Genomic DNA, 26997 nt, shown 5'->3' with positions numbered 1-26997 from the left:
AGGTGGGGGTCAGTCTTCGCCGCGACGGGCGTTGACCGGGTGGACGGTCGGGCAGTAGCGCCGCCAGGCGTCAAGGAACTTGTTGCGCGTGTAGCCCTTGCGCTGCGTCCGGTCGACCATGCGTACATTGCCGGGCCGGATGTCGTAGTCGCGCAGCATCCCGCTGAGTTCCCGGGAGGTCAGGCCGTAGCGTCCACGCTCTCCCCAGGGGGCTTCGGCGTCCGCGTTCAGGTGGTGCAGGAGGTCTTCGGTGGAGAGGCTGTCCGCCTCCCGCTGCGCGAAGAAGACCCGTCGGATGTCAGCGAGGATCCGCGCCCCGCTCGGGTGGTCCTCCTCGGCCACCACCTCGGCGGCGACCATTCGTGCGCACGCGATCCGCGCGAGCCGGGGCCAGCGACCGCCGGCCAGGTCGGCGACGATCACCAGGGGCTCCCAGGTGTCGGCGGCTCGGTCCTCGACCGGCATCTCCGGCTCCAGGCTCGCAGCGTCCTCCAGCAGCGGGAGGGCCCAGGCACGGATGCGGTCGCGTAGTTCGTGCAGAGCGGGGATGTCGCGTCGCGAGCGGAAGGGTTTGACCTTCTCGCCCTCGGCCCTGCGGCGCATGCGGATGACGACCGATCGATCCATGACGGTGTCCGGCAGGTCACCGATGCCCGCGATGGCCGCCATCGCGAAGGTGGCGAACTTGGTCGGGGTGTGGTCGTTGCCGACGACCCGGGTGACGTACCGGCCGCGCTGGTGGCCGGCGTTGAGGAGGCCGCGTGTCTCCTCGTTCTTCTCCGCGACCTTGGGGCCGAAGATGGTGTCGGCCTCGTCCACCAGCAGCGTCGGCGGCTCCTCTTCGTTGATCGAGCGGAAGATGGCCGCTGGTGTGGTGTTGATGGTGAGCATCGGCTCGTGGACCGTCTCGGTCAGCACGTCCAGGAGCCGCGACTTCCCGCACCGCTTCGCAGGACCCACCACTGCCAGCCGTGGGGCGTGCTGCCACGCGGGCTGGAGCTGCGTCGCCGCCACCCACAGGGTGATCGCGTCCAGCGCCTCGGAAGAGGGTGGGATCACGAACTGGGCTATCTGGGAACGTAGTTCATCCAGTAGCTCCGAGCCCGGCGTCGGCTCCGCGTCGGGGATGGTCTCCAGGCCCCTCGCCGGGTCCGCCTCGCTGCTGCTGTGGCACCGTCGGCCTGGGCGGGGCGCAGGTGGGCGCCGGGCTGGCCGGGGATGGCTGTGGCGGGCCAGGCCGCTCGGGCGGAGGCGGAATAGGAGTCGGGGTTCTCGGGTTGCACTGGGCGGCTCCTCGTCTGGCGGTGTCGGGCTTGCACGCCCCTGCCGCCGGGGCGGATCTCACGGGATTGCTGGGGAGTCTCGGGGCCTCCGGCGTTGCACCGCCGGAGGCTCTCCCTTTGCGGGCGGGGGTTTCGGTACCGCGAGCGACCACGGACAGTACGTCCACGCCATGCCACAGTCCAGCGTTTCTGTGTCAGCTCAGCGCAGAATGGCCTATGGCGCATCAGGCGCCTCACGCGGCCAGCCCCAGCAAGGCCAACAGGTCTGCGGTCACCACCCGGTAGGCGTTCCCGAGCCTGAGCACCTTGCACGGGTACTGGCCGCGCTTGGCCAGCTCGTAGCCCTTGCTCCGGCCGAGCCCCAATGCCCGGTTACCCGTCTCCAGGTCAACGGCCGCCGGGAGCCCCAGAAGCTCCTCGCGACTCATCCCCTTCGCCCATCCGGCGTCTTCGTTCTCGCGCATGCGCACTCCATCCATGACTGAGCCCACAGCGAACGCGACCTCTGCGTCCGTCTCCAGGTCTTGGAATCAACACTAAGCGAGCTAATGTGTCTCTATGACACAACACCGTAGCCATCCTAGAGAGAAGAAGGCCGATGACGGGGACGACGTCCCGGAGTGGGTGGACCAGGTCATGGCCACCGTGGCCGCCGAGGTCCGCAGACGGCGGAAGGAACTGGGTTGGAGCGCACAGGACTTGGCCGACAAGTGCGAGGAGATCGGTCATCCGATCCCTCGCAACGTCATCGCCAACATGGAGTCCGGGCGCCGCTCCAACCTGCCCTTGGTCGACGTCATGGTGCTGGCCGAGGCGCTGAACACCCCGCCCATCTGCCTGCTCTATCCCGTTGGCTACGTCGAGGACGTACAACGCCTTCCTCTCCAACACCCGACCACGTCGCTGGACGCGCTGCGCTGGTTCACCGGGGAGGAGACCGACCTCGGCGCGGACGACGACATGCTCCGCTACTTCCGCGCCCACCACGCCGCGCAGGAGCAGATGCGCCGCGCACAGCAAGACGAGGAGCACACCCGCTACCAGGCCAAGACCGTCCACAAAGCGGATCGAAAGGCTGAGGCCCTGCGAGCCCAGGCGCAGGCCGCCGTAGCCGCTGAGAAGGCCAAGAGACGCCTGCACCGGGTCCGCGCCTTTATCCAGGAAGAGGGCGTCACACCCCCACACCTGTGGCCCGACGTCATCAGCGCCATCGAATCGACCGGCACCGACCCCGACACCACCGAGGAGAATGATCTTTGAAGGGCTCCACCTACCGCCGCTGCTCCTGCCGCGACCCGAAGACCGGCAAGGAACTCGGCACCTCCTGCCCCAAGCGCAACAGTAGGAACCACTGCACCTACTCCGTACGCCAGGAGCTCTCACCCCGCGAGGACGGCAGCCGACGCTCCTTCGCCCGTGGCGGGTATGGCAGTCTCAAAGCTACCCAGGCCGACCTCGACCACGTACGCGCCCTCCTCGGGCTCGCTGAATCGGACGACCCCGAGGGCACCGAACTCATCGCCGAGATGCTGGCCGAGGTAAGCCGCGAGCGCTCGCCCCTGCCCGAGGTCGAGGAGACGCGGCGGCGTCTCAACGCCGGCCAAGACCTCATCGGCAGCCTGACCGTCACCGAATGGCTCGACCGGTGGCTGGCCGGCAAGCGCATACGCAAGTCCGGCCTCAACCGCTACGAGACCGACATCCGCGTCCATCTGAAGCCGCGCATCGGCAACCGGAGCCTGGACCGGCCACGCGTCAGCCACCTCAGCGAAATGTTCACCAACATCCGCGACGCCAACGCCCAGATCCTGGAGGACAACGCCCAACGACGCGCCGCGATAGACGAGTTGGCGACCATCCCGTGGAAGGGCTCGGAGCACCGTGCCCGCCGCAAGGCGATGAAAGCCGCGATCGACGAGATGCCGCCCTTCCGTCGCATCACGGGCCCCGCCACTCGTCAGCACGTGAAGGCGCCCCTCCGCGCGGCCCTGAACGACGCGATCGGGCAGCAGATCATCACGTTCAACCCGGCCGCCCACGTCGAGATCGACCCCGTACGCAAGCCGAAGGCGCTCGTGTGGACGGACGAGCGAGTCGCCAAGTGGGAGCAGACCGGCGAGAAGCCGTCACCCGTGATGGTCTGGACGCCCCAACAGACCGGCGCCTTCCTCGACTTCGTCGCCGAGGACCGGCTGTACGCGATGTGGCACTTGATCGCCTTCTGCGGCCTGCGCCGTGGCGAGGCGTGCGGGCAGCCGTGGTCGGAGACGAACCTCGACACCCACTCCCTCACCGTCTCCGCCCAGCTCGTGCAGGACGGCTGGGAGGTCGAGGCATCCGACCCCAAGACGGACAGCGGATACCGCGTGGTCGCGCTCGACGACGACACCGTCGACGTCCTGAAGCGGCACCGCGAAGGGCAGGACGCGGACCACAAGGAGTGGGGCTCAGCCTGGGTCGACACCGGCCACGTCTTCACACAGGAAGACGGCTCCTGGCTCCACCCCGGCAAGGTGACCGACCTCTTCGAGCGCCTCGTCACCGCCTCCGGCCTGCCGCCGATCCGCCTGCACGACCTGCGCCACGGCGCCGCCACCCTCATGCTCGCCGCCGACATCGACATCAAGATCGTGTCGGACACACTCGGGCACAGTGACACCCGGATCACGCGGGACATCTACCAGAGCGTCCTGCCCCACGTCGGCAGGAGCGCCGCCGAAGCGACCGCGAAGCTCGTCCCCCTCCAGCGCAAGGCCGAGGCCGAGAAAGCGGCACGCAAGGCCGCGAAGAAGGAGAAGGCCAAGAAGGCCGGGGCCAAGAACGTAGGCAAGGTAAAGGGCGGCAAGCCGAAGGACAAGGCGAAAACCCCGGCCCAGGACGCCAAGAAGGCCAAGCGCCGGGAGCCCAAGAAGTAGGTCCCCGAGCCGCTCCGCTCACGCATCGCTCACGCAAGCACTTCCACGACATCCGCGTCGTGCGGCTCGTCATGCCTCGGGCATGAAAAAGCCCCAGGTCACGGCGAGTGAGTCCTGGGGCTGATCCGAGCCGCCTTCGGGATTCGAACCCGAGACCTACGCATTACGAGTGCGTTGCTCTGGCCAACTGAGCTAAGGCGGCGCGCCGCGTTGCCGAAGGGCGTTTGCGGCGTCGCCAAGTCTACACAGGTCCGCGGGGTGCTTCGTACGTGGGCGGGGGTGGGCCTCAGGTGCAGGTCTTGTGGCTGGTGGGGGGTGTGGCTTTGAGGAGGTAGGTGTCGATGGCGGTGTCGATGCAGGCGCTGCCGCGGCCGTAGGCGGTGTGGCCGTCGCCGTTGTAGGTGAGGAGGCGGCCGGAGGTGAGCTGGGCGGCCAGGGCGCGGGCCCAGCGGTAGGGGGTGGCGGGGTCGCGGGTGGTGCCGACCACGACGATGGGGGCCGCGCCCTTGGCTTCGATGCGGTGGGGGCGGCCGGTGGCCGGGCGGGGCCAGTAGGTGCAGTTCAGGGCGGACCAGGCCAGGCCCCGGCCGAAGACGGGGGACGCCTTCTCGAAGGCGGGGACCGCCGCGCGGACGTCGTCCGGGCCATGGAAGGCGGCGGGGAGGTCCAGGCAGTTCACGGCGGGGTTGGCGAACATGAGGTTGGCGTAGCCGCCCTTGCTGTTCCGTTCGAAGTAGTGGTCCGAGAGGGCCAGCAGGGCGCTGCCGTCGCCCTTGCCCGCGGATTTCAGGGCCGTACGGAGCTGGGGCCAGCCGCCCTGGTCGTACATCACGGAGATCACGCCGGTGGTCGCCAGGCTCTCGGTGAGGCGGCGGGGGCCGGAGGTGCGGAGCGGGTGCCGGTCGGTGCGGTCGAAGAGCGCCTTCAGGCGGCGGCCCGCGTCGACCGGGCCTTCGGTGCCTAGGGGGCAGCCTTTGCGCTTGACGCAGTCCTTGGCGAACGAGGTGAACGCGGTCTCGAAGCCCCCGGTCTGCTCGCGGTTCATGCGCTCCGCGTCGAGCGAGGGGTTCATCGCCCCGTCGAGGACCACCCGGCCCACGCGGCTCGGGTACAGCCCGGCGTAGGTCGCGCCGAGGAAGGTGCCGTACGACGCGCCTACGTAGTTGAGCTTCCCGTCGCCGAGTACGGCCCGCAGTACGTCCATGTCGCGGGCGGTCTCGATGGTGGAGACGTGGCCCAGGATGCGGCCGGAGCGGGTCTCGCAGCCGCGGCCGAACTTTTTGTACGCCGCCACCAGGCGCGCCGCCTCCGCGTCGTCGTCCGGGGTCTGGTCGGTCGCCGTGAACTCGTCCATCTGCCGGCCGGACAGGCAGGTGACGGGTTCGCTGGCCGCCACTCCGCGCGGGTCCACCGCGGCCATGTCGTACCGGGCCCGGACCGGCGCCGGGTAGCCGAGCCCCGCGTACTGCTGGAGGTACCCGATGGCCGAGCCGCCGGGGCCGCCCGGGTTCACCAGCAGCGATCCGATCCGCTTCCCCGGGCCCGTCGCCTTTTTACGGGACACAGCGAGCTTCACGTCTCCGCCGGCCCCTGGTCGGGCGTAGTCGAGCGGGACTTTCAGCGTGGCGCACTCGAACCCGCGCGTCCGGCACGCGTGCCAGGCCAGCTCCTGCCCGTAATACGGCTTCAGAGCGGCCGGCGGCGTGGCCGGCAGTGGTCGGAGCGGCGTGGCCTCGTCCTTCGCGAGGCCGGCGCCCTTGCTGTACTGGGATGCGGAGCTACCCGTCGTGCAGCCGGAGATCAGGAGGACGGCGACCGCCGCGACGGTACCGGAGGTGCGGAGCAGGCGGCTGCTGGTCATCGGCTGGTCCCTTGCTCTTGCCGTGGTCGGTTCGAACGCGCCTGGTGATCAAACGCATTCGGAGCGTATCGGGATGAAGGTGGCGCGGCTCCGTTCCGCGGCCGTTACGGCTCGTACGAGTGAGGACGGCCTTGACGAGCTAAAGAGCGGGGAGGAAGCGTTCAGCCGGCTCTCAGGGACATCGTCATGGACTCCACCGCCAGGAGCGGCGCCACGTTGCGGTCCAGGGCACGGCGGCACGCGATCACCGACTCGATGCGGCGCAGCGTCTGCTCCGGCTTCGTCCCCGACGCTATGCGCTCGACCGCGGCCCGTACGTCCGTATTGGCCAGGGGCACCCCCGAGCCGAGCTGCAGCGCCAGCACGTCGCGGTAGAAGCTCATCAGGTCGATCAGCGCGAGATCGAGGCTGTCGCGCTGGGTGCGGGTCGACCGGCGCTTCTGGCGGTCCTGGAGCTCCTTCATCGCCCCCGCCGTGCCGCGCGGGAGGCGGCCCCCGGTGCCCGCCGCCGCGCCGAGGGCCGCGCGCAGCTCTTCCGTCTCCTTCGCGTCGACGTCCTCGGCCACCTGCTTGGCGTCCTCCCCCGCCGCGTCCAGCAGTTCCTGCGCGGCTTTGAGGCAGCCACCGACGTCGTCGACGCGCAGCGGCAGTTTGAGCACGGCCGCGCGGCGGGCGCGGGCCCGCTCGTCCGTGGCCAGGCGGCGGGCGCGGCCGATGTGGCCCTGGGTGGCACGGGCGGACTGAGCGGCCAGTTCGGGCTCGATGCCGTCGCGCCGCACCAGGACGTCGGCCACCGCGTCGACCGGGGGCGTACGGAGTGTCAGGAGGCGGCAGCGGGAGCGGATGGTGGGCAGCACGTCCTCCAGAGAGGGCGCGCACAGCAGCCATACGGTGCGGGGCGCGGGCTCCTCGATGGCCTTCAGGAGCACGTTGCCCGCGCCCTCGGTCAGCCGGTCCGCGTCCTCCAGGACGATGACCTGCCAACGGCCGCCGGCGGGCGACAGCTGGGCGCGGCGCACGAGGTCACGGGTCTCCTTGACGCCGATGGACAGGAGGTCCGTACGGACGATCTCGACATCGGCGTGCGTGCCCACGGTCGTGGTGTGGCAGCCGTCGCAGAAACCGCAGCCCGGCGCGCCGCCCAGCGCCCGGTCGGGGCTGACGCACTGGAGGGCCGCGGCGAAGGCGCGGGCGGCGGCGGCGCGCCCGGAGCCCGGCGGGCCGGTGAAGAGCCAGGCGTGGGTCATCTTGGACGCGGTGATCTCGTCCGCGGAGCCCTTGGCCGCGGCGGTGACGAGCCGGTCCGCGTCGCCGGCGGCATCGGCGAGCTGCGCCGTCACTTGGTCCTGGCCGACCAGGTCGTCCCACACCGCCATGCTGTCCTCCGCGCTGTTTGCCCTGCGGCTACCCATTGTGGGTCATGGGTCCGACAGTCCGGCCCGCGCCGACGGGGGCCCGGCCGCGTAAGGGGCATTGGAAGAGGCACAAGTAAGGGGCGGGGCTCCATGAGCCCCGCCCCTTACACTTCACCGGCTCAGCGGCCCCTGCGCCGGTCTTCGTCCGGCCTGCCGAGGAGTTCGTCCGCGAGCGTGGGCAGATCGTCGAGCGGGGTCTCCTCCGCCCACTCCGGACGGCGCCGCTTGCGGTCGCCGCCACGCTCTTCCTGGGACGACTGCGGCGCCTGATGCGGCTGCGCCCCCCAAGACGACTGGGACGACTGGGGCGGCTGAGACGACCGCGCCCCCTGCCCCTGACGGCCACGCCCCTGCTGCGACTGCCGCTCTGCCTGCTGTTGTGCCTGCTGTTGCGACAACCGGTCCGGGTCCACCTGCGGAAGCTCGCGCGTCCGCTCGTTCTCCGACTCCGGCGAGGCGGGTCGCGCCCCCTCGTCCTCCGGCCGGAAGAGCCACGGCGGCACCCGGTCCGCAGGGTCCGCCGACCGCTCGGGGCGGACCGGCGGGAGCACCGTCGTCTCGTCCATCGCGCCCTGCGGCGGCTGCGGCAGCACGGCCGTCTCCTCCGAGTCCGACACACCGGAAGCGGAAGCGTCGGAAGCGCCAGAAGTGCCGGAAGCACCGCCCTCCTCCGGTCGTACGGACGGCAGCACCGCCGTCTCGTCCATCGGCCGCGCTCCGCCACCGGCCTCCGCATCCGCATCCGCACGGGAATCCGTACGGGAATCCGCCCGCGACGACCCCGCCCGAGGATCCACCCGCGGCGTCTCCACCGTCTGCGTCTTCTCCGAGTCCGAACCGGACGCGTGCGAACCGGAGCCGGAGTCAGAACCCGAACCCGAACCCGAGCCGGAATCCGAACCGAAGCGCGAGCCCCACTGATCCGGCGCCTCCTGCACAGCAGGCGTCTCAACAGTCGGCGCGTCAGTCCCCGGTACGACCGGCCCCTTCGAAAGCCCCGGCTCCCCCGACCCGGCCGAAACCCCTGCCCCGGCCGAAACTCCCGACCCAGCCGAAGCCTCCGGCACCTTCCGAGCCGCCGCGGCCGCAGCCGCCACCCGCGCCTGCTCCGCCCGGAGCAGCGCCTCCTCGGCCTTGCGCTGCTTCTCCAGCCGGCGCGCCTCCGCCTCGGCGCGCAGCCGCGCCTCCTCTTCGTGCTGCTTGCGCAGCCGCTCCTGCTCGGCGGCGTGGGCGCGCTCCTCCGCCTCCCGGCGCTTGCGCTCCTCCTCGGCCTTGCGGGCGGCCTCTTCCTCCGCCTTGCGGGCCTCCTCGGCCTGGCGCTCGGCTTCGAGGCGGCGGGCCTCTTCGAGTTCGCGGCGCTTGCGCTCCTCCTCCTCGGCGCGGAGTTTGGCGAGCTGCTCCTGGCGCTCGCGCTCCAGCCGCTCCTCCTCGGCCTTGCGGGCCGCCTCTTCCTCCGCCTTGCGGCGGGCCTCCTCCTCCGCTGCCTTGCGGGCCTCTTCCTGGGCCTTGATCTCGGCCTCGGAGAGCGGGAGAAGGTGGTCGAGCCGGTGCCGTACGACCGTGGTCACGGACTCCGGTTCCTGACCGGCGTCTACGACGAGGTAGCGGGCGGGGTCGGCGGCGGCCAGGGTGAGGAAGCCGGCCCGTACCCGCTGGTGGAACTCGGCCGGCTCCGACTCCAGCCGGTCCGGCGCCTCCGTGAACCGTTCGCGCGCCGTCTCCGGCGACACGTCCAGCAGCACCGTCAGGTGCGGCACGAGGCCGTCGGTCGCCCAGCGCGAGATACGGGCGATCTCGGTCGGGGACAGGTCGCGGCCGGCGCCCTGGTAGGCGACGGAGGAGTCGATGTAGCGGTCGGTGATGACGACGGCGCCGCGCTCCAGGGCGGGGCGGACGAGGCTGTCGACGTGTTCGGCGCGGTCCGCCGCGTACAGGAGGGCCTCGGCGCGGTCCGAGATCCCGGCTGAGGAGACGTCGAGGAGGATCGAGCGCAGCCGCTTGCCCATCGCGGTCGCGCCCGGCTCGCGCGTGACGACCACCTCGTGGCCCTTGCCGCGGATCCACTCGGCGACCGCCTCCACCTGCGTGGACTTGCCCGCGCCGTCACCGCCTTCGAAGGCGAGGAAGAAGCCGGTGCCGGACGGGGCCTGCACCGGGTCGCCGCCGCGCAGCACGTCGAGCAGGTCGCGCCGGAACCGTACGCCGTGCCGGTCGTCGGTCTTGCCGAGCACGAGCGCCGCGACGGGCAGCAGCAGCGCGCCCACGAGCATCAGCGTGAACGCCGCGCCGCCGTGCGCGAAGACGAAGTTGCCGCTGATGAGCCGGTGCGGCCCGATGGCGGCGGCCAGCACCGGGGCGACGACGGCGCTGATCGCCATGGCCAGCCGGACCACGGCATGCAGATGCTCGGTCGTACGGGCCCGCCGCCCCTCCTCGGTCTCCTGGTCGAGGAGGGCGTGGCCGGTCGCGGCGGCGACACCGGACGCGACGCCCGCCAGCAGGACCAGCAGCAGGGCCGTCGTCGTGTCGGGCACCAGGCCCGCCACGAGCAGCGCGAGGCCGGTCAGCGCGACGGCGAGCGCCAGCAGCCGGCGGCGGGAGAAGCCCGGCAGGACCTTCGTCGCGCTGCGGATGCCGATGACGGGGCCGCCGGACAGGGCGAGGACGAGCAGCCCGTAGGCGACCGGGCCGCCGCCGAGGTCGATGGCCTGGAGCGCGGCGACGGCGACGGCCGCGGCGATCGCTCCGGCGATGGCCGCGCATGCCAGTACCAGTACCGGGATCGCGCCCGTACGGCCCCGGTCGGGGCCCTCAGGGGTCTTGGGGCGGCGCATCCCCTCAAGCGGGGAGCGCGCGCGGGGGGTCTGCGCGCCGGGAAGGTGCAGGAGATAGAGGATCGAGACGGACGCCGCGAACAGCCCGGCGGCCACGTACGAGCCGATGGCCGCCTGGTGGGTGTCGAACCAGTCGACGCCCGTACCGATCAGCTTCCCGATGAGCGAGACGACGACGAGCGCCGCCCCGGCGACGGGCAGCGAGATGAAGGTCGTACGCAGCGACAGCCGCCGCAGCGCGTCGTAGTGGTCCGGCAGCGGGCGTACCGCCGCGCCCTCGGGGGGCGGGGAGGGCAGCAGCGCGGGGGCCGCGCCGTCCTTGGCGACGGTCCAGAAGCGCTCGGCCACCCCGGCGAGGAAGGCCGTGACCAGCAGCCACGCGAAGGCGCTGTCGGGGGTCAGGTCGGCCCACAGGGGCGCCACGATCAGCAGCGCGAGCCGGACGCCGTCCGCGCCGATCATGGTCCAGCGACGGTCGAGCGGTCCGCTCGGGGAGATCAGTGCGGAGAGCGGCCCGAGCAGGACCGCGCCGAAGAGCAGCGTCGCGAGCAGCCGCGCGCCGAAGACGGCGGCGACCGCGAAGGCCGCACCCCGATAACCGCCTCCCAGGGAACCATTGGTGACGGCCGCCTGGAGCGACAGGAGAACAAGGACAAGAAGGGCGAGTGAGTCCCCGACACCGCCGACGAACTGGGCGCTCCACAACCGCTTCAGCGGGGGGATGCGCAGCAGTGCCCGCACGGCGCGCTCGCGGGAGTCCGCTGCTAGGGCGCCGGATGTGGGGGTCACGACCGTTGGCTGCTCGGCACGCGTCATCCTGCCAGCCTATCCGCAGCACGCGGATCTACGCGGCCTGCCCGAACAGATGACCGGAATACGAAAACCGGCCATTTTGGCGACCACCAGGCCGAAACACCCGCCTATCCCGCCCTGGCGACTCCGGCCCCCTGAATAACCCGAAGAGCCCCGGCAGCACCCGACGAACCTCACCAACGCCCGATGAACCCCGCCACCGCCCGACGAGCGACGGCCCGCCCCCACCACCCATCGGCGGGAACGAGCCGTCTCACACTCCAGTAACCGACCGCCCCCAACCGGGGGGCGCCCCAAGCCTCAGCCCGGGAGCGGACCTCAGTCCTCCGCGGCCGCCGCCTTGACGGTGGCCTTCTTCGCGGGGGCCTTCTTGGCCGCGGTCTTCTTCGCCGCCGTCTTCGCGGTCGTCGTCTTCTTGGCGGCCGTCTTCTTCGCCGGGGCAGCCTTCTTCGCTGCCGTCGCCTTCTTGGCCGTGGCCTTCTTCGCGGGGGCCTTCTTGACCGTCTTCTTCGCGGTCTTCTTGGCCGGGCCCTTGGCGCGCTTCTCCGCCAGCAGCTCGTACCCGCGCTCGGGCGTGATCGTCTCGACCTCGTCGTCGCGGCGCAGCGTCGCGTTCGTCTCGCCGTCCGTCACGTACGCGCCGAAGCGGCCGTCCTTGACCACCACCGGCTTCTCGCTGACGGGGTCGGTGCCCAGCTCCTTGAGCGGCGGCTTGGCGGCGGCCCGCCCGCGCTGCTTGGGCTGCGCGTAGATCGCGAGCGCCTCGTCGATGGTGATGGTGAAGAGCTGCTCCTCGCGCTCCAGGGACCGCGAGTCCGTGCCCTTCTTCAGGTACGGGCCGTAGCGGCCGTTCTGCGCGGTGATCTCCACGCCCTCGGCGTCCGTGCCGACGACGCGCGGCAGCGACATGAGCTTGAGCGCGTCCTCCAGGGTCACCGTGTCGAGGGACATGGACTTGAAGAGCGAGGCGGTGCGCGGCTTGACCGCGTTCTTGCCGGTCTTCGGGGTGCCCTCGGGCAGCACCTCGGTCACGTACGGGCCGTACCGGCCGTCCTTGGCGATGATCTGGTGCCCGGACTCCGGGTCCGTACCCAGCTCGAAGTCGCCGCTCGGCTTCGCGAGCAGTTCCTCCGCGTACGCGACGCTCAGCTCGTCGGGCGCCAGGTCCTCGGGGACGTCCGCCCGCTGGTGGCCCTCGGAGTCCTTCTCGCCGCGCTCCACGTACGGGCCGTACCGCCCGACGCGCAGCATGATGCCGTCGCCGACCGGGAAGGAGGAGATCCCCCGGGCGTCGATCGCCCCGAGGTCGCTGACCAGCTCCTTGAGGCCGCCGAGGTGGTCGCCGTCGCCGTTGCCCGCGTCGGCCGCGCCGCCCTGGCCGACGCCTGCTCCCCCGCCCTCGCCGAAGTAGAAGCGCTTGAGCCACGGCACGGCCTGCGCCTCACCGCGCGCGATGCGGTCGAGGTCGTCCTCCATGGAGGCGGTGAAGTCGTAGTCGACGAGCCGGCCGAAGTGCTTCTCCAGCAGGTTGACCACGGCGAAGCTCAGGAAGGACGGGACGAGCGCCGTGCCCTTCTTGAAGACGTAGCCGCGGTCGAGGATGGTCCCGATGATCGAGGCGTACGTGGAGGGGCGGCCGATCTCCCGCTCCTCCAGCTCCTTGACCAGCGACGCCTCGGTGTAGCGGGCCGGGGGCTTGGTGGCGTGGCCGTCGGCCGAGATCTCCTCGGCGCGCAGCGCGTCGCCCTCGGCGACCTGCGGCAGCCGCCGCTCGCGGTCGTCGAGCTCGGCGTTGGGGTCGTCGGCGCCTTCGACGTACGCCTTCATGAAGCCGTGGAAGGTGATCGTCTTGCCGGACGCGGTGAACTCGGCGTCCCGGCCGTCGGAACTGGTGCCGCCGATCTTCACGGTGACGGAGTCGCCGACCGCGTCCTTCATCTGGGAGGCCACGGTCCGCTTCCAGATCAGCTCGTAGAGCTTGAACTGATCGCCGCGCAGACCCGTCTCGGCCGGAGTGCGGAAACGATCACCCGAAGGGCGGATCGCCTCGTGCGCCTCCTGCGCGTTCTTGACCTTCCCGGCGTACGTACGCGGCTTGTCCGGCAGGTAGGAGGATCCGTACAACTGCGTGACCTGCGCCCGCGCGGCCTGCACGGCCGTGTCGGAGAGGGTGGTGGAGTCCGTACGCATATAGGTGATGAAGCCGTTCTCGTACAGCTTCTGGGCCACCTGCATCGTGGACTTCGCGCCGAAGCCGAGCTTGCGCGACGCCTCCTGCTGGAGGGTGGTCGTGCGGAACGGCGCGTACGGCGAGCGGCGGTACGGCTTCGACTCGACGGACCGCACCGTGAACGCGGTGTCGGCGAGGGCGGCGGCCAGCGCGCGGGCGTTCGCCTCGTCGAGGTGCAGGACCTGCGAGCCGTCCTTGAGCGTGCCGGTCGACCCGAAGTCGCGGCCCTGGGCGACGCGCCGGCCGTCGACGGTGGCGAGGCGGGCGGCCAGGGTGCTCGGATCGCTCGCGTCACCGGGCCGGCCGGTGGCGAACGTGCCGGTCAGGTCCCAGTACTCGGCGGAGCGGAAGGCGATGCGCTCGCGCTCCCGCTCGACGACGAGCCTCGTCGCGACCGACTGGACGCGGCCCGCGGACAGCCGCGGCATGACCTTCTTCCACAGGACCGGCGAGACCTCGTAGCCGTAGAGGCGGTCGAGGATGCGGCGGGTCTCCTGGGCGTCGACGAGCTTCTTGTTGAGCTCGCGCGGGTGGGCGACGGCGTCGCGGATCGCGTCCTTGGTGATCTCGTGGAAGACCATCCGGCGGACGGGGACCTTGGGCTTGAGGACCTCCTGGAGGTGCCAGGCGATGGCCTCGCCCTCCCGGTCCTCATCGGTGGCGAGGAAGAGTTCGTCGGACTCGGCCAGCAGCTCCTTGAGCTTCTTGACCTGGTCCTTTTTGTCGTGGTTCACGACATAGATGGGCTGGAACTCGGCGTCCACGTTCACGCCGAGGCGGGCCCATGACTCGCCCTTGTACTTGGCCGGAACCTCGGCGGCCCCGTTCGGCAGGTCGCGGATGTGCCCGACGCTCGCCTCGACGACATATCCGGGGCCGAGGTAACCCTTGATCGTCTTCGCCTTGGCAGGCGACTCGACGATGACGAGTCGGCGGCCGCCGTGTGCGGTCTCGCTGGTCGGGGACAACTTCGCTCTTCTCTCCGGTCGACACTCGGTGTAGGCGCTGCGGTGACGCTGCGGAGTGTGACGGTACATCCCGCCCCCGTGTCAAACGGAAAAAGCCCGCAACGCCACTCGAACGGTAACCCGACAAGCGTCCTGTCTGCCGCCCGGACCGGCACACGGCCGACGGGAAGGGCGCGGCGGCAGCGGCCCGTATCAGCCAGGCCCCGGAGCCCGGGCCTGACCAGGGACCGCGGACCGACCGACTCCGGATCGGCCGGCGGCGACGGCCGGGTAACCGGGCGTACGGGCAGGTCAGGCGTACGACCGTAGGTACGTCCATTTGTGCGAGCGCGGGTTCGGCCGGGGTGCCGGTCAGCGGGCCGGCCGGAGCTCCGGCCCGGGTGCCCGCCGACCCCCTCCAGGTCCGCAACTGCTCGCGTCCACACGTGTTCATGTCCGTACGCCCCTCCGGCGCGGCGCGACCGGCGCCCGACCGGCCGAGCGGCGGCGCGCCCTGGCCGGATCAGCCGGACGGAAATGCCCGGCAAACCGCCGAGCGCGCGTCCACACCTCCCGGCACGGTGGCGTAACTCATATCGCCCACCGGCGATACGCGCCCTTCCCCCTCCGCCACGGGACACCCGGCGGGCGCCCCCTGATCGCTCCGCCGGTCGCCCCGCGGAGCACCACGGGCGGACGATCAGTCCGACGGTCCGGCCGGAGTCAAGAACCCCTGCTCGACCAGGAGTCGGATCGAGTCCGGCGTACGGTCCCGGAGCAACACCGGATCCTCCTCCATCAATTGCGCGATGGCGTCGAGAATGCGGCCCGCGCTGAGCGACCCGTCGCAGACCCCCGCGAACCCCGCGCCCACCGTGTCCACCTTCGTCGCCCGCCGCATACCGCGGTTCTGACGGAGCACCACATGCTCGGGGTCCTCCGCGCCGGGCGCGCCGACCTGCTCCTGCGCGACCTCCGCCGCGAGGTGGAACCGCGCGGCCAGCAGCGCCGCGTCATCGTGCGAGCGCAGGAAGTCCTGCCTCTCGAAATGCGCCCGTACAGCGTCTCCGAGCGGCTGCTCGACCGGGTGCGGCCACTCCTCGGCGACGATGGACGGCTGGTCGGCGCCGGACTTGCGCAGCGTGATCCAGCCGAAGCCGACCCCCTTGGTCTTACGGGCCTCGAACTCGTCCAGCCAGGCGTCGTACCGCGCGGCGTACTCGGCCGGGTCCGCGCGGTGATCGCCCCCGTCGCGCAGCCACAGCTCCGCGTACTGCGTGACGTCCTGCACCTCGCGCTGCACGATCCACGCGTCGCAGCCGCGCGGCACCCAGGAGGAGAGCCGCTCGCGCCAGTCCTCGCCCTCCACGTGCTGCCAGTTGGCGAGCAGCTGGCAGTAGCCGCCGTCGTTGAGATGGTCGGCGGACCGCTGCACGAGCGTGCGGCACAGGTCGTCCCCGCCCATCCCCCCGTCGCGGTAGGTGAGCCGCGCACCGGGCGAGATGACGAAGGGCGGATTGGAGACGATCAGATCGAACGTCTCGTCGGCGACCGGCTCGAACAGCGAGCCCTCACGGAGGTCGGCGGCGGGCGCGCCGGAGAGGGCGAGGGTCAGCCGCGCTACGTGCAGGGCGCGGGGGTTGAGGTCGGTGGCGGTGACCCGGGTGGCGTGCTGGGCAGCGTGCAGGGCCTGGATGCCGGAGCCCGTACCGAGGTCGAGGGCGCGCTCCACGGGCGTACGCACAGTGATCCCGGCCAGCGTGGTGGACGCGCCGCCCACGCCCAGCACCAGCTGCGAACGGTCGACACCGGACGTGCCGGCGAGTCCGCCCGCGCCGCCGACCGCGCAGCCCAGGTCGGCGACGACCCACCAGTCCTGCCCTTCCGGCCCGCCATACGGACGCACGTCGACCGTCGCCCGTACGGCGGAGGCGTCGGCGCCGTCCTGGGCCAGCCAGCCGTCGGCGAGGCAGTCCTCGACGGGGAGGGCGGCGGCGGCCCGCTCGTACGCCACGGGGCGCTGGAGGAGGAAGAGTCTGACGAGCGTCTCCAGCGGGCTCTCGCCACGGGTGGCCCGCAGGGCGGGCACGGTCTCGCTGCGGGCGAGCGCCGCGTAGGCGGGCGCGCCCAGCAGGTCGAGGAGGCCGTCGGCGGTGAAGGCGGCGGCGAGGAGCGCCTCGCGCAGGCGGTCCGTGCGCGCGAGGTCGGCGGCGGGAAGACGGTGCGTACTCACGGAATCCATTGTCGGGGGCACCACTGACAATTGGCGACAGCCCGGCGCCACGCCTTCGCGGGGCGGCGCGGCCGGGCCGCCGGCAGGCGTCGGGTGGGCCCGTCACGGAGCGGGCCCGAGGCCATCCCGCGCACGCGGTGGCCCCGGGCCCGCTGTGGCCCCGGGCCCGCTGTCGCGCGCACGGGACAGCCGCCCCGAGCCCGCGGCCGCCGCTACTTCTACGAAGCGGAGGCCGACGCGGAACCGGAGGGAGTCGCGGAAGTCGACGTCTTGCGGCAGCCGGGCTGCTTCGTCATCGCCTTGCCGACATCGCCCGCCTGAAGCTTCTTCAGCGCGTTCTCGCTCTTGCCGTTGAGCTTGTTGAGGCCCGAGACGATGCCGTTGAGGCCGTCGGCGAACTTCTGCTTGTCGGAGGTGTTCATACCGTCGATCTGCTTCTTCAGACCCTCGTAGGCCCCGGAGAGGTCCTTGAGCGCCTTGACGGCGTTCTTCTGGGTGGTGTCGCCGTCCTTGACGGGCGGCGCTCCCGCGCTGTCGATCGACGTGGCGAGCGACTTGTACGCGTCGGCGTTGTCCTGGAAGGCAGCCGAGTCGGTCTGCTGGATCTTCTTGGAGTCCTGTTCCAATTGCACCGACGCGATCGCGCTGTTGGCGTCCAGGACCTTCTTGACCTGGGGCTGCATCTGGCCGCAGACCTTCTTGGCCCAGTCGTCGAGCTTCTTGTTCCCGTCGTCGCCGCCGCAGCCGGTCAGCATTAGTACGAGTGCCGCACCGCCGGACAGCGGGGCCACAAGTTTCTTGTTCACCGGTTCGGTCCCTTCCATGGCCTTCGGCCCCGGAACTTACACGTCCAAGGTGTGCGGGCCATGAGCTGGGCATCCGATGTGACATCTTTTGTAGCCATTTGCATCAAGCTGGCCGTGGCATTCACCGCACCTGAGCCGGCGGCCGGGCCTCGTACCAACGCTCCGACACTTCGGCGCATCAGCGCATCAGCGCATCAGCGCCTCGGCACGTCACTGCCTCGGCCCGTCCCCGCTTACGCCAAGGCGGAAACGCGGACGGGCGGACGGTGCGCCCGCGCGCACCACCCGCCCGTCCCCTCACGAGGAGATTCCGCCGTCAGGACACCACCGCGGGATCGGCGGTGTTCGCCACCCGTTCGGCGCCGTCCTCCTCCTCGCCCACGGTGATGCCGCGCCGCTTGGACACGTACACCGCGACGACGATCACCACGATGGCCAGCCCCGCGACGCCGGCCCGCAGCCCCGCGTTGGCGTCGCTGCCGTAGCTGAACTTCACCACCGCCGGCGCGATCAGCAGCGCCACCAGGTTCATCACCTTCAGCAGCGGGTTGATCGCCGGTCCGGCCGTGTCCTTGAACGGGTCGCCGACCGTGTCGCCGATCACCGTCGCCGCGTGCGCCTCACTGCCCTTGCCGCCGTGGTGCCCGTCCTCGACCAGCTTCTTGGCGTTGTCCCACGCGCCGCCGGAGTTGGCCAGGAAGACCGCCATCAGCGTGCCGGTGCCGATCGCGCCCGCGAGGTACGAACCGAGCGCGCCGACGCCGAGCGAGAAGCCGACCGCGATCGGGGCCATGACGGCGAGCAGACCGGGCGTGGCGAGCTCGCGCAGAGCGTCCTTGGTGCAGATGTCGACGACGCGCCCGTACTCCGGCTTCTCGCTGTAGTCCATGATCCCGGGGTGCTCGCGGAACTGCCGCCGCACCTCGTAGACCACCGCGCCCGCCGACCGCGACACCGCGTTGATCGCCAGCCCCGAGAACAGGAAGACGACCGCGGCCCCGAGCACCAGCCCGACCAGGTTGTTGGGCTGCGAGATGTCCAGGCTCAGGCCCATCTCGCCGGCCTTCGCGTGCACATCGCCGACCGCCGTGGCGATCGCGTCGCGGTACGAGCCGAAGAGCGCGGAGGCCGCGAGCACCGCCGTGGCGATGGCGATGCCCTTGGTGATCGCCTTGGTGGTGTTGCCCACCGCGTCCAGGTCGGTCAGCACCTGCGCGCCCGCGCCCTCGACGTCGCCGGACATCTCGGCGATGCCCTGCGCGTTGTCGGCGACCGGGCCGAAGGTGTCCATCGCGACGATGACGCCGACGGTCGTCAGCAGACCCGTACCGGCGAGCGCGACCGCGAACAGCGCCAGCATGATCGAGGTGCCGCCGAGCAGGAACGCCCCGTACACGCTCAGGCCGATCAGCAGCGCCGTGTAGACCGCGGACTCCAGGCCGAGCGAGATCCCGGACAGCACGACGGTGGCGGGCCCGGTCAGCGAGGACTTGCCGATGTCCCGCACGGGACGCCGGCTGGTCTCGGTGAAGTACCCCGTGAGCTGCTGGATCAGGGCCGCGAGCACGATGCCGATGGCGACGGCGATGAGCGCCAGAACGCGCGGATTGCCCTCATGGGAGCGGATCGCGGCATCGGAGATGCCCTTGAGGTCCGCGTAGGTGGACGGCAGGTACGCGAACACCGCGACCGCCACCAGCACCAGGGAGACGACGGCCGAGATGAAGAAGCCGCGGTTGATCGCCGTCATGCCGCTGCGGTCGCTGCGGCGCGGTGCCACCGCGAAGATCCCGATCATCGCGGTGAGCACGCCGATCGCGGGGACCAGCAACGGGAAGGCGAGCCCGGCGTCGCCGAAGGCGACCTTGCCGAGGATGAGGGCGGCCACGAGGGTCACGGCGTAGGACTCGAAGAGGTCCGCCGCCATGCCCGCGCAGTCGCCGACGTTGTCGCCCACGTTGTCCGCGATGGTCGCGGCGTTGCGCGGGTCGTCCTCCGGGATGCCCTGTTCGACCTTGCCGACGAGGTCCGCGCCGACGTCGGCGGCCTTGGTGAAGATGCCGCCGCCGACACGCATGAACATCGCCAGCAGCGCGGCCCCGAAGCCGAAGCCCTCCAGCACCTTGGGGGCGTCGGCCGCGTAGACGAGCACGACGCAGGACGCGCCGAGCAGGCCCAGCCCCACGGTGAACATGCCGACGACGCCGCCCGTACGGAAAGCGATCTTCGTGGCCTTGTGCGCGACCTCGGTGAGGTCCTTGGCCGGCTCGCCCTCGGCGGGCGTCGCCTCACGGGCGGCCGCCGCGACCCGCACATTGCTGCGCACCGCGAGCCACATGCCGATATAGCCGGTGGCCGCCGAGAAGAGCGCGCCGATCAAGAAAAAGACCGAGCGGCCGATGCGCTGCGACCAGTTGTCCGCCGGCAACAGCATGAGCAGGAAGAACACGGCCACGGCGAAAATGCCGAGGGTGCGCATCTGCCGGGCCAGATAGGCATTCGCGCCTTCCTGTACGGCCGCGGCGATCTCCTTCATGCTGTCCGTGCCCTGACCGGCGGCGAGCACTTGGCGCACCAGCACCACCGCGAGCGCCAGCGCCGCGATCGCGACCACCGCGATCACCATCACCAGCATGCGGTTGTCGTCGGTCAGTTCCGCGGCCAGTTGGGTGGTGAAGCCGGCCTGATGAGGGGTAATAGGCCCCGCCATTCGTCCTCCTTGACGTTTGGCACATGGGCGCGCAGCTGTTCTGCGACCGTAGAGAACGACCGCGGAACAGCCGCCACGCTCAGGCGTCCTGAGCTCAAGATGTGGACGGATTGTAGGGAGCCCGGCGAGATCAAAACAGAGCGCCGTGGAGGGAAGCGGAGGGAATTAGCCTGCACCAGGGAAGATCAAAAGGAGTACGCCCGGAAATTCGCCCGGACGAAGGAGAGCGCGTAATTCACTGACGCACTGAAAATGATCTATAAAAGGATCTCAGAATCCTATGAACGCCCCAGATCAGAGGGGGTGAGCAGGACCCCGGCGACGGGGCGCACGCGACCGCGGAACGGGCACGGCCCGCCGGCCGACACGACTGCCGAACGGGGACGGCTTCCGGACACACACCGCTCCCGGGCAAGTACAACTACCGGACGCGCCCGACCGCCCCGCAGGTACGGCTACCGGGCACGCACAACCACCGGACGGGACCAGCGGCCCTGCCCGGTGTACGGCACGCGCTCCGGCGCGTCGCGAAAGTACGGCACGCCAAGGACGCAGCGCCGCTATGGAAGGACGGAAGCGCGCTGCGGGCGTTACGCGACACCCTCACGCCAAGACAGCCACACGCCGCCGCCGCTACGGCAGCACAGCAGCCGCTACGGAAGAACGGAAGCGGGTGTCGTCGGCCAGGTCATACGGATGAGGCCGCCGCTCTCGTCCGACGTCACCTCGACATCGTCGACGAGACCGCTGATCACGGCGAGTCCCATCTCGTCGTCGGCCTCGGCGCCGGTCTCCTCCGGCACCGCGAGGGGCAGGGGCGCGCCGCCATCGGCGCTCTCCCCGCGAGCCCCCGGCACCAGACCGGCGGAGGCACGGGGCGCGTCGTCGCCGACCTCGATGGAGAACTTCTTCTCATCCTCGATGAGCACGACCCGGACCGGGCTGGTCACCCCATAGGTGAGATGCAGCCCGACCGCGCGTGTGCACGCCTCGCCGACCGCGAGGCGCACCTCGTCCAGCACGGCCTCGTCGACCCCGGCCCGGCGCGCCACCGCTGCCGCCACGAGGCGGGCGGTACGGACGTGCTCGGGCAGGGCACTGAAGAGCAGTTCGACGGTGGCCATGCCATCCCCCTCGGTCGTACGTGCCCTCTCCCCGTCTCCCGGAAAAGGGCGAACTCGCAGGGGGACCGGGCCTCAGCCCGGAACCCCGGCGCGGCGGTCTTCCTCCGGCAACCGTCAGTCGGTCGCCGACACCGCGTCATCCACCGAGGTGTGAATCGGGAACACCTTGGTCAGACCGGTGATACGGAAGATCTTCAGAATGCGCTCCTGATTGCACACCAGGCGCAGCGAACCCTCATGGGCCCGCACTCGCTTCAAGCCACCGACCAGCACGCCGAGCCCGGTGGAGTCGAGGAAGTCGACGCCCTCCATGTCCACGACCAAGTGGTAACTACCGTCGTTGACAAGCTCGACCAGCTGCTCACGCAGCTTGGGCGCGGTGTATACATCAATCTCGCCACCGACCTCGACGACCGTTCGGTCGCCGACAGTCCGGGTCGACAGGGACAGGTCCACGGATCCTCCAGCACCTTGCATCGAGCGGTCGCCCCCCATGGATCGGCAGCCGCGATGGCATTCAATCACTTACCGGCAGGCGAGCACGACGCCTTGACGCCATTGTCCGTCATGCCGGTGACACACTCGGTGTCGATGGCCGCCGACCAACTCCCGCCGCGCGCGGGCGCACGCCCCTCTCCCCGCACGGTCCTGGACCGCCTCGCCGCCGGGGCGGGCCGTGCTGCACGCATCACTCATACGGAGCACTTGCCCCCACGTGAGGGCCGTCATGCCCCCTGGCCTTCGCAGATCCGGCCGGAAGTGATCGATGCCATTCGGGCCGCCGGCATCGACCGCCCCTGGGCCCACCAGGCGCGCACGGCCGAGCACGCGCTGCGCGGCGAGTCCGTCGTGGTGGCCACCGGCACCGCGTCCGGCAAGTCCCTCGCCTACCTCGCCCCGGTCCTCAGCGCGCTGCTCGACGGGGCCGAGGCGCCCAACGGACGGGGCGCGACCGCCCTGTACCTCTCCCCCACCAAAGCGCTCGCGCACGACCAGCGGCGCGCGGTACGCGAGCTCGCCGCCCCCCTCGGCAACCGCGTCCGCCCCGCCGTCTACGACGGCGACACCCCGGTCGAGGAGCGCGAGTGGGTCCGCCAGTACGCGAACTACGCGCTCACCAACCCGGACATGCTCCACCGGTCCGTACTCCCCGCCCACCCCCGCTGGGCCTCCTTCCTGCGCGCCCTGCGCTATGTCGTCATCGACGAGTGCCACACCTACCGGGGCGTGTTCGGCTCCCACGTCGCCCAGGTCCTGCGCCGGCTGCGCCGCCTGTGCGCCCGCTACGGTTCACATCCCGTCTTCCTCCTCGCCTCCGCCACCTCCGCCGACCCGGCCCGCGCGGCGACCCGCCTGACCGGCCTGACAGTGGCGGAAATCACCGAGGACACCTCCCCCCGCGGCGAACTCGTCTTCGCCCTGTGGGAGCCGCCGCTCACCGAACTCCACGGCGAACAGGGCGCCCCCGTCCGCCGCACCGCCACAGCGGAGACCGCGGACCTGCTCACCGGCCTCGCCGTCCAGGGCGTCCGCACCGTCGCCTTCGTACGGTCCCGGCGCGGCGCCGAGCTCATCGCCGTCATCGCCCAGGAGCGGCTCGCGGAGATCGACCGCTCCCTCCCGCGGCGCGTCGCCGCCTACCGCGGCGGCTACCTCCCCGAAGAACGCCGCGCCCTCGAACGGGCCCTCCACACCGGCGACCTCCTCGGCCTCGCCGCCACCACCGCCCTCGAACTCGGCGTGGACGTCGCCGGCCTGGACGCCGTCCTCCTCACCGGCTACCCCGGCACCCGCGCCTCCCTCTGGCAACAGGCCGGCCGCGCCGGACGTACGGGCCAAGGAGCCCTCGCCGTCCTCGTCGCCCGTGACGACCCGCTGGACACCTACCTCGTCCACCACCCCGAGGCGCTCTTCCAGCAGCCCGTCGAGTCGACCGTCCTCGACCCGGACAACCCCTACGTGCTCGCCCCCCATCTCTGCGCCGCCGCGGCCGAACTCCCCCTCACCGAAAGCGACCTGGACCTCTTCGGCCCCGCCACCGCCGACCTCCTCCCCCAGCTCGAAGCCCGCAAGCTGCTCCGCCGCCGCGCCACCGCCTGGCACTGGACCCGCCGCGAGCGCGCCGCCGACCTCACCGACATCCGCGGCGAGGGCGGCAGCCCCATCCAGGTCGTCGAGGCCGGCACCGGACGCCTCCTGGGCACCGTGGACGCCTCCGCCGCCCACACCGCCGTCCACGACGGCGCCGTCCACCTCCACCAGGGCCGTACGTACCTGGTGAAGCGCTTGGACCTGGCCGACTCGGTCGCCCTCGTCGAGGAGGCCGCCCCGCCCTACTCCACGACCGCCCGCGACACCACGGCGATCTCCATCCTGGAGACCACCACCGAGATCCCCTGGGGCGACGCCCGGCTCTGCTTCGGCTCGGTCGAGGTCACCAACCAGGTCGTCTCCTTCCTCCGCCGCAGACTCATCACCGGCGAGGTACTCGGCGAGACCAAACTGGACCTGCCGCCCCGCACCCTGCGCACCCGCGCCGTGTGGTGGACGGTCACCGAGGACCAGCTCGACGACGCCCGCGTCCACCCCGATGCCCTCGCCGGCGCCCTGCACGCCGCCGAACACGCCTCCATCGGCATCCTCCCGCTCTTCGCCACCTGCGACCGCTGGGACATCGGCGGCGTCTCCGTCCCCCTCCACCCGGACACCCTGCTGCCGACGGTGTTCGTCTACGACGGCCACCCCGGCGGCGCGGGCTTCGCGGAACGCGCCTTCCACACGGCCGCCCGCTGGCTCACCGCCACCCGCGAGGCCATCGCCGCCTGCGAGTGCGACTCCGGCTGCCCGTCCTGCATCCAGTCCCCCAAGTGCGGCAACGGCAACGACCCCCTGGACAAAAAAGCCGCCATCCGCCTCCTGACCACTCTCCTGAAGACCGCCCCGCCCCAGGCGGACTAGCCCCTCGCCAAGGCTCCGGAACCGCGCCAAGGATTCGGGCGAGGCCGGGCCTTCATCGATTCCCTGGAGCTGAGTTCCCGTCAGGCCCCGGCCGGCCCCCGGCGACCCCCGGTCCGGAACGAGCTCCCTTCCCGTGTCCCGCCCACTGCCCACGACAGGCCCACCGCCCGCCATGTGTCCACCGAACGTGGCAGGGCCACCGCCCACCATGCGCCCACCACCCGTGGCCGGGCCCGCGCCTATCGCGGAACCACCGCCGGCCGTCGCAGGCCCCGCGCGGGCCCGTACTCGCGGCGCGTACGGCCCTGCCCGGGCCTCGGCCACCACGTCCGACACCTCCCCTCGCACCGCACACCGCACGATCCCCGCGCCCTGCGCCCCGGCCACCCGCCGGGCGAGGGCGCACGCCACCGCCTCACCTTCCAGGGCGTGGTCCGCCGCGGCCAGGGCCGCCAGGTCCGCCGCTCCGCCGGCCCGGTGCCGGGCCAGCATCGCCTGGCCCATGAGCAGCACGGCGGCGAACACCGCGCACAGCGCCGTGACGGTCACCGTCACCCACACCGTCGCCATCCCGTCCTCACCCCACCGCCTCTTCCGCAAGGGCCACCGCCTCCCCGCTCAGCCTCAGCGCCAGCGGGCCGGGGCCTGTCGCGCGGGCCTCCACCCGCACTCGCACCAGGTCCCCCTCCCGGCCCAGCACGACCCGGGCGCCGCGCGGGGCCGCGGAGCGGGCGGCGGTCTCGGCGGCGGCGGCCGGCTCCGACCGGGCCACCGCCCGAGCCCCGGCGCGCGCCGCGTCCACGCACTGCAACTGGGCGGAGACGGCCATCAGCCCCCACACCAGCGCCACCCCGAAGATCGTCAGAGCCGGCATCACCACGGCGGCCTCCGCCGTGACATAGCCCCCGTCGGCATCAGAACTGCGCATGGAGCGCCTTCTCGATCAGCGACTGGAGTGCCGCGCTGACGGCGCCGCTCGTCACCACCTTGTAAAGCACCGCGGCGAACCCGCACGCCGCCAGCGTCCCCATCGCGTACTCGGCCGTCGTCATCCCGGCCTCGGCCTTCTCCCTCGCCGCGGCACAGCGCCGCGCACACCACCGCATGATCATCACTGCCGAACTCCCCTCGTCTCACTTGTCATCAGCCGTCTCGGCCCCCTTGTGGGGCCCGCAACCCGTTCGGCCCCTCAGCCGCCGCTCGAAAGCCCGGCGGCCAGCCCGATCACCACCGGCACCACGCCGACCATCAAGAACGCGGGCAGGAAGCACAGCCCCAGCGGAGCCGTCGCCAGCACCCCCGCGCGCCGGGCCCGTATGCCTGCCGCTCTGCCTTGGGCCGCCCGCAACTCGCGTGCGAGCCGGGCCATCGGCCGCACCCCCGGCACGCCTGTCGCCTGGGCCCGTTCCAGGGCGCGCGCCATGCCGTACGCACCGGGCAACGCGCCCACGCGCCCCCAAGCGACGGAGGGTTCGCCGCCGAGCCGGACCTCGGCGGCGGCCTGTACCAACCGGTCGCCGACCGGGCCGCCCAGCGAGGAACCGACCGCCTCGGCCGCCGCTCCGGGCCCCGCGCCGGCAGCCAGGCAGGCGGCCAACAGGTCTGCGGCCAAGGGGAGTTGCCGCTCCACCTCCGCGGCGCACGGAGCATCCTCGACAGTCCGGCGTCGCCGCCGCCAACGCCGGGCGCCATAGGCCGCGGCGAGTCCCGCCGCGCAGCCGACCACTCCGCCGAGGAGAATGAAGGCGGCAAGCCCAGCACCGACCACCGGCAGGTGATCCGAGATCCGCGCCTTCAGCTCGGACCGCTCCCGAAGCCGGCTCCACACTCCAGCCGTCCCGCTCTCCGCGAACCCCAGTGCCGCCGAGCGCCGCCGCGCCGCCCGCCATCGCCGGGCCTCGACCACCGAGACCGCTCCGCACACCCCCACGGCCAACAGCGCGACCGTTATCCCCAACCTGTGGATAATTTCGCCGTTCACGCCCGCGCCTCCCCACTCGCCCCACGTGCCGCCCGTACGATCCGCGCCGTCCACAGCAGCCCCGCGCACTCCAGGAGCCCGCCGACGGCGAGTGCGCCCAGCCCGGCCGGGGTGTGCAGCAGCACCCGCAGCGGCGAAGCACCGAGCGCGCCGCCCATCAACAGCCCGAACGCCGGGAGCAGCGCGAGCATCACGGCCGTCGATCTTGTGCCGGCCAACTGCGCGTGCAGTTCCTCCCGTTGATCCCGTTCGGCTCTGAGGGCCTCGGCCACCCGGTCGAGTCCGTCGGCGAGTCCGGCCCCGCCGTCGACGGCGACCCGCCAACACGCGGCCATCCCGTTCAGCCCTTCCGCCCCCGGCTGCCGCCCGACTGTGCGCAACGCCCCCGGCACGTCCCCGCCGAACCGCGCTGCCGCCGCCACCTCCGGCCACGACGGCCCCAGGTCCGGCGGTGCGAGCCCCGCCAGCACCTCACCGGGCTGCCGTCCGGCCCTCAGCTCACCGGCCAGGGCCCCGCAGACCTCGATCACCGCCGCTTCCCGCCGCTCTCGCTCCCGACCCAGCCGCCGGGCCCGCAGCCACCGCCGTACGAGCGGCATGGCCGCCGCCGCAGCCAGCAGCGGCAGCAGCGAGGCGCCCAGCAGCGCCAGCACGCACCCGATCGGCACACACACCACCTCACGCCTCGTCCGCCACACGTCCCGCAGCCGGGCGAGCCACTCCTCCGCCCACGGCGGCACAGCCCCCGCAACCGGCACGGCCACGCCGCCACCCGCGAGCAGCAGCCGGGCCCGCCGCACCCCCTCCTCACGCCCCGCCGACCACCAGATGGCCGCCCCCGCGCAGAGCGCCGCCGCGCACACCGGCATGGCCTCAGGCATCGCCCC

At 71.7% G+C, this 26997-nt stretch carries 17 protein-coding genes, 1 tRNA gene and 2 pseudogenes; 3 read left to right on the top strand and 17 right to left on the bottom strand.

Annotation, left to right across the window (positions count from 1 at the left end):
- Positions 1-9: 9 nt before the first annotated feature.
- Together AB0I22_RS10135 and AB0I22_RS10130 are read right to left on the bottom strand one after the other, a co-directional pair.
- Positions 10-1283: pseudogene (locus AB0I22_RS10135) on the bottom strand (DUF3631 domain-containing protein).
- Between the two features lie 233 nt (positions 1284-1516).
- The gene (locus tag AB0I22_RS10130; RefSeq protein ID WP_030782216.1) at positions 1517-1747 is read right to left on the bottom strand and encodes a hypothetical protein; all 231 of its coding nucleotides are present in this window, start codon (positions 1745-1747) and stop codon (positions 1517-1519) included.
- A gap of 94 nt (positions 1748-1841) precedes the next feature.
- On the opposite strand from AB0I22_RS10130, the gene AB0I22_RS10125 reads away from it, so the two are divergent.
- Together AB0I22_RS10125 and AB0I22_RS10120 are read left to right on the top strand one after the other, a co-directional pair.
- Entirely contained in the window at positions 1842-2543 is a 702-nt protein-coding gene (locus AB0I22_RS10125; protein ID WP_363130226.1) for a helix-turn-helix domain-containing protein, read from the top strand.
- A complete protein-coding gene (locus AB0I22_RS10120) occupies positions 2540-4198 on the top strand; it encodes a site-specific integrase (protein WP_363130225.1) in 1659 nt (552 codons plus the stop codon). The genes AB0I22_RS10125 and AB0I22_RS10120 overlap by 4 nt, the downstream gene beginning before the upstream one ends.
- A gap of 128 nt (positions 4199-4326) precedes the next feature.
- Here the strand turns inward: AB0I22_RS10120 and AB0I22_RS10115 are convergent.
- From AB0I22_RS10115 to bldG, 10 genes are all read right to left on the bottom strand, one after another.
- Positions 4327-4400, bottom strand: a tRNA-Thr gene (locus AB0I22_RS10115).
- An 84-nt stretch (positions 4401-4484) separates the two neighbouring features.
- A complete protein-coding gene (locus AB0I22_RS10110; protein ID WP_363130224.1) occupies positions 4485-6059 on the bottom strand; it encodes an alpha/beta hydrolase in 1575 nt (524 codons plus the stop codon).
- A 161-nt stretch (positions 6060-6220) separates the two neighbouring features.
- Positions 6221-7435: a DNA polymerase III subunit delta' gene (locus AB0I22_RS10105; protein WP_363130223.1), complete on the bottom strand. Its 1215-nt coding sequence runs from the start codon at positions 7433-7435 to the stop codon at positions 6221-6223.
- A 158-nt stretch (positions 7436-7593) separates the two neighbouring features.
- Positions 7594-11124: a dTMP kinase gene (gene tmk, locus AB0I22_RS10100; protein ID WP_363130222.1), complete on the bottom strand. Its 3531-nt coding sequence runs from the start codon at positions 11122-11124 to the stop codon at positions 7594-7596.
- Positions 11125-11439: 315 nt separating this feature from the next.
- On the bottom strand, positions 11440-14319 hold the full coding sequence (gene topA, locus AB0I22_RS10095; RefSeq protein ID WP_363130221.1) for a type I DNA topoisomerase: 2880 nt from the start codon (positions 14317-14319) through the stop codon (positions 11440-11442).
- A gap of 679 nt (positions 14320-14998) precedes the next feature.
- On the bottom strand, positions 14999-16540 hold the full coding sequence (locus AB0I22_RS10090) for a methyltransferase (RefSeq protein WP_363130220.1): 1542 nt from the start codon (positions 16538-16540) through the stop codon (positions 14999-15001).
- Positions 16541-16749: 209 nt separating this feature from the next.
- Complete coding sequence (locus AB0I22_RS10085) at positions 16750-17337, bottom strand: small secreted protein (RefSeq protein ID WP_363130219.1); 588 nt, start codon at positions 17335-17337, stop codon at positions 16750-16752.
- A gap of 316 nt (positions 17338-17653) precedes the next feature.
- Positions 17654-20047, bottom strand: coding sequence for a sodium-translocating pyrophosphatase (locus AB0I22_RS10080; protein WP_363130218.1), 2394 nt, complete (start codon positions 20045-20047; stop codon positions 17654-17656).
- Between the two features lie 653 nt (positions 20048-20700).
- Positions 20701-21171 (bottom strand): ATP-binding protein, encoded by a 471-nt coding sequence (locus tag AB0I22_RS10075; protein ID WP_363130217.1) that lies wholly within the window; start codon positions 21169-21171, stop codon positions 20701-20703.
- 114 nt (positions 21172-21285) lie between these two features.
- Positions 21286-21627 (bottom strand): anti-sigma factor antagonist BldG, encoded by a 342-nt coding sequence (gene bldG / locus AB0I22_RS10070; protein ID WP_098752640.1) that lies wholly within the window; start codon positions 21625-21627, stop codon positions 21286-21288.
- Positions 21628-21681: 54 nt separating this feature from the next.
- On the opposite strand from bldG, the gene AB0I22_RS10065 reads away from it, so the two are divergent.
- On the top strand, positions 21682-24129 hold the full coding sequence (locus tag AB0I22_RS10065; RefSeq protein ID WP_363130216.1) for a DEAD/DEAH box helicase: 2448 nt from the start codon (positions 21682-21684) through the stop codon (positions 24127-24129).
- Between the two features lie 267 nt (positions 24130-24396).
- Here the strand turns inward: AB0I22_RS10065 and AB0I22_RS10060 are convergent.
- From AB0I22_RS10060 to AB0I22_RS10040, 5 genes and pseudogenes are all read right to left on the bottom strand, one after another.
- A pseudogene (locus AB0I22_RS10060) lies at positions 24397-24699 on the bottom strand (Rv3654c family TadE-like protein); the annotation flags it as partial.
- A 7-nt stretch (positions 24700-24706) separates the two neighbouring features.
- Entirely contained in the window at positions 24707-25057 is a 351-nt protein-coding gene (locus AB0I22_RS10055; RefSeq protein WP_363130215.1) for a TadE family type IV pilus minor pilin, read from the bottom strand.
- Entirely contained in the window at positions 25044-25241 is a 198-nt protein-coding gene (locus AB0I22_RS10050; RefSeq protein WP_363130386.1) for a DUF4244 domain-containing protein, read from the bottom strand. Before AB0I22_RS10050 ends, AB0I22_RS10055 begins: the two co-directional genes overlap by 14 nt.
- 77 nt (positions 25242-25318) lie before the next feature.
- Positions 25319-26110 carry a type II secretion system F family protein gene (locus tag AB0I22_RS10045; protein WP_363130214.1) on the bottom strand — a complete coding sequence of 264 codons (792 nt, stop codon included), beginning with the start codon at positions 26108-26110 and terminating at the stop codon, positions 25319-25321.
- Positions 26107-26991, bottom strand: coding sequence for a type II secretion system F family protein (locus AB0I22_RS10040; protein ID WP_363130213.1), 885 nt, complete (start codon positions 26989-26991; stop codon positions 26107-26109). Before AB0I22_RS10040 ends, AB0I22_RS10045 begins: the two co-directional genes overlap by 4 nt.
- Between the last annotated feature and the right edge of the window lie 6 nt (positions 26992-26997).

Origin of the sequence: Streptomyces sp. NPDC050610, from assembly GCF_040654875.1 — a bacterium.
In the GTDB taxonomy this organism is placed as follows: Bacteria; Actinomycetota; Actinomycetes; order Streptomycetales; family Streptomycetaceae; genus Streptomyces.
The sequence above is the reverse complement of the archived record's forward strand: the minus strand, read 5'-3'. Positions and strand labels throughout refer to the sequence as shown.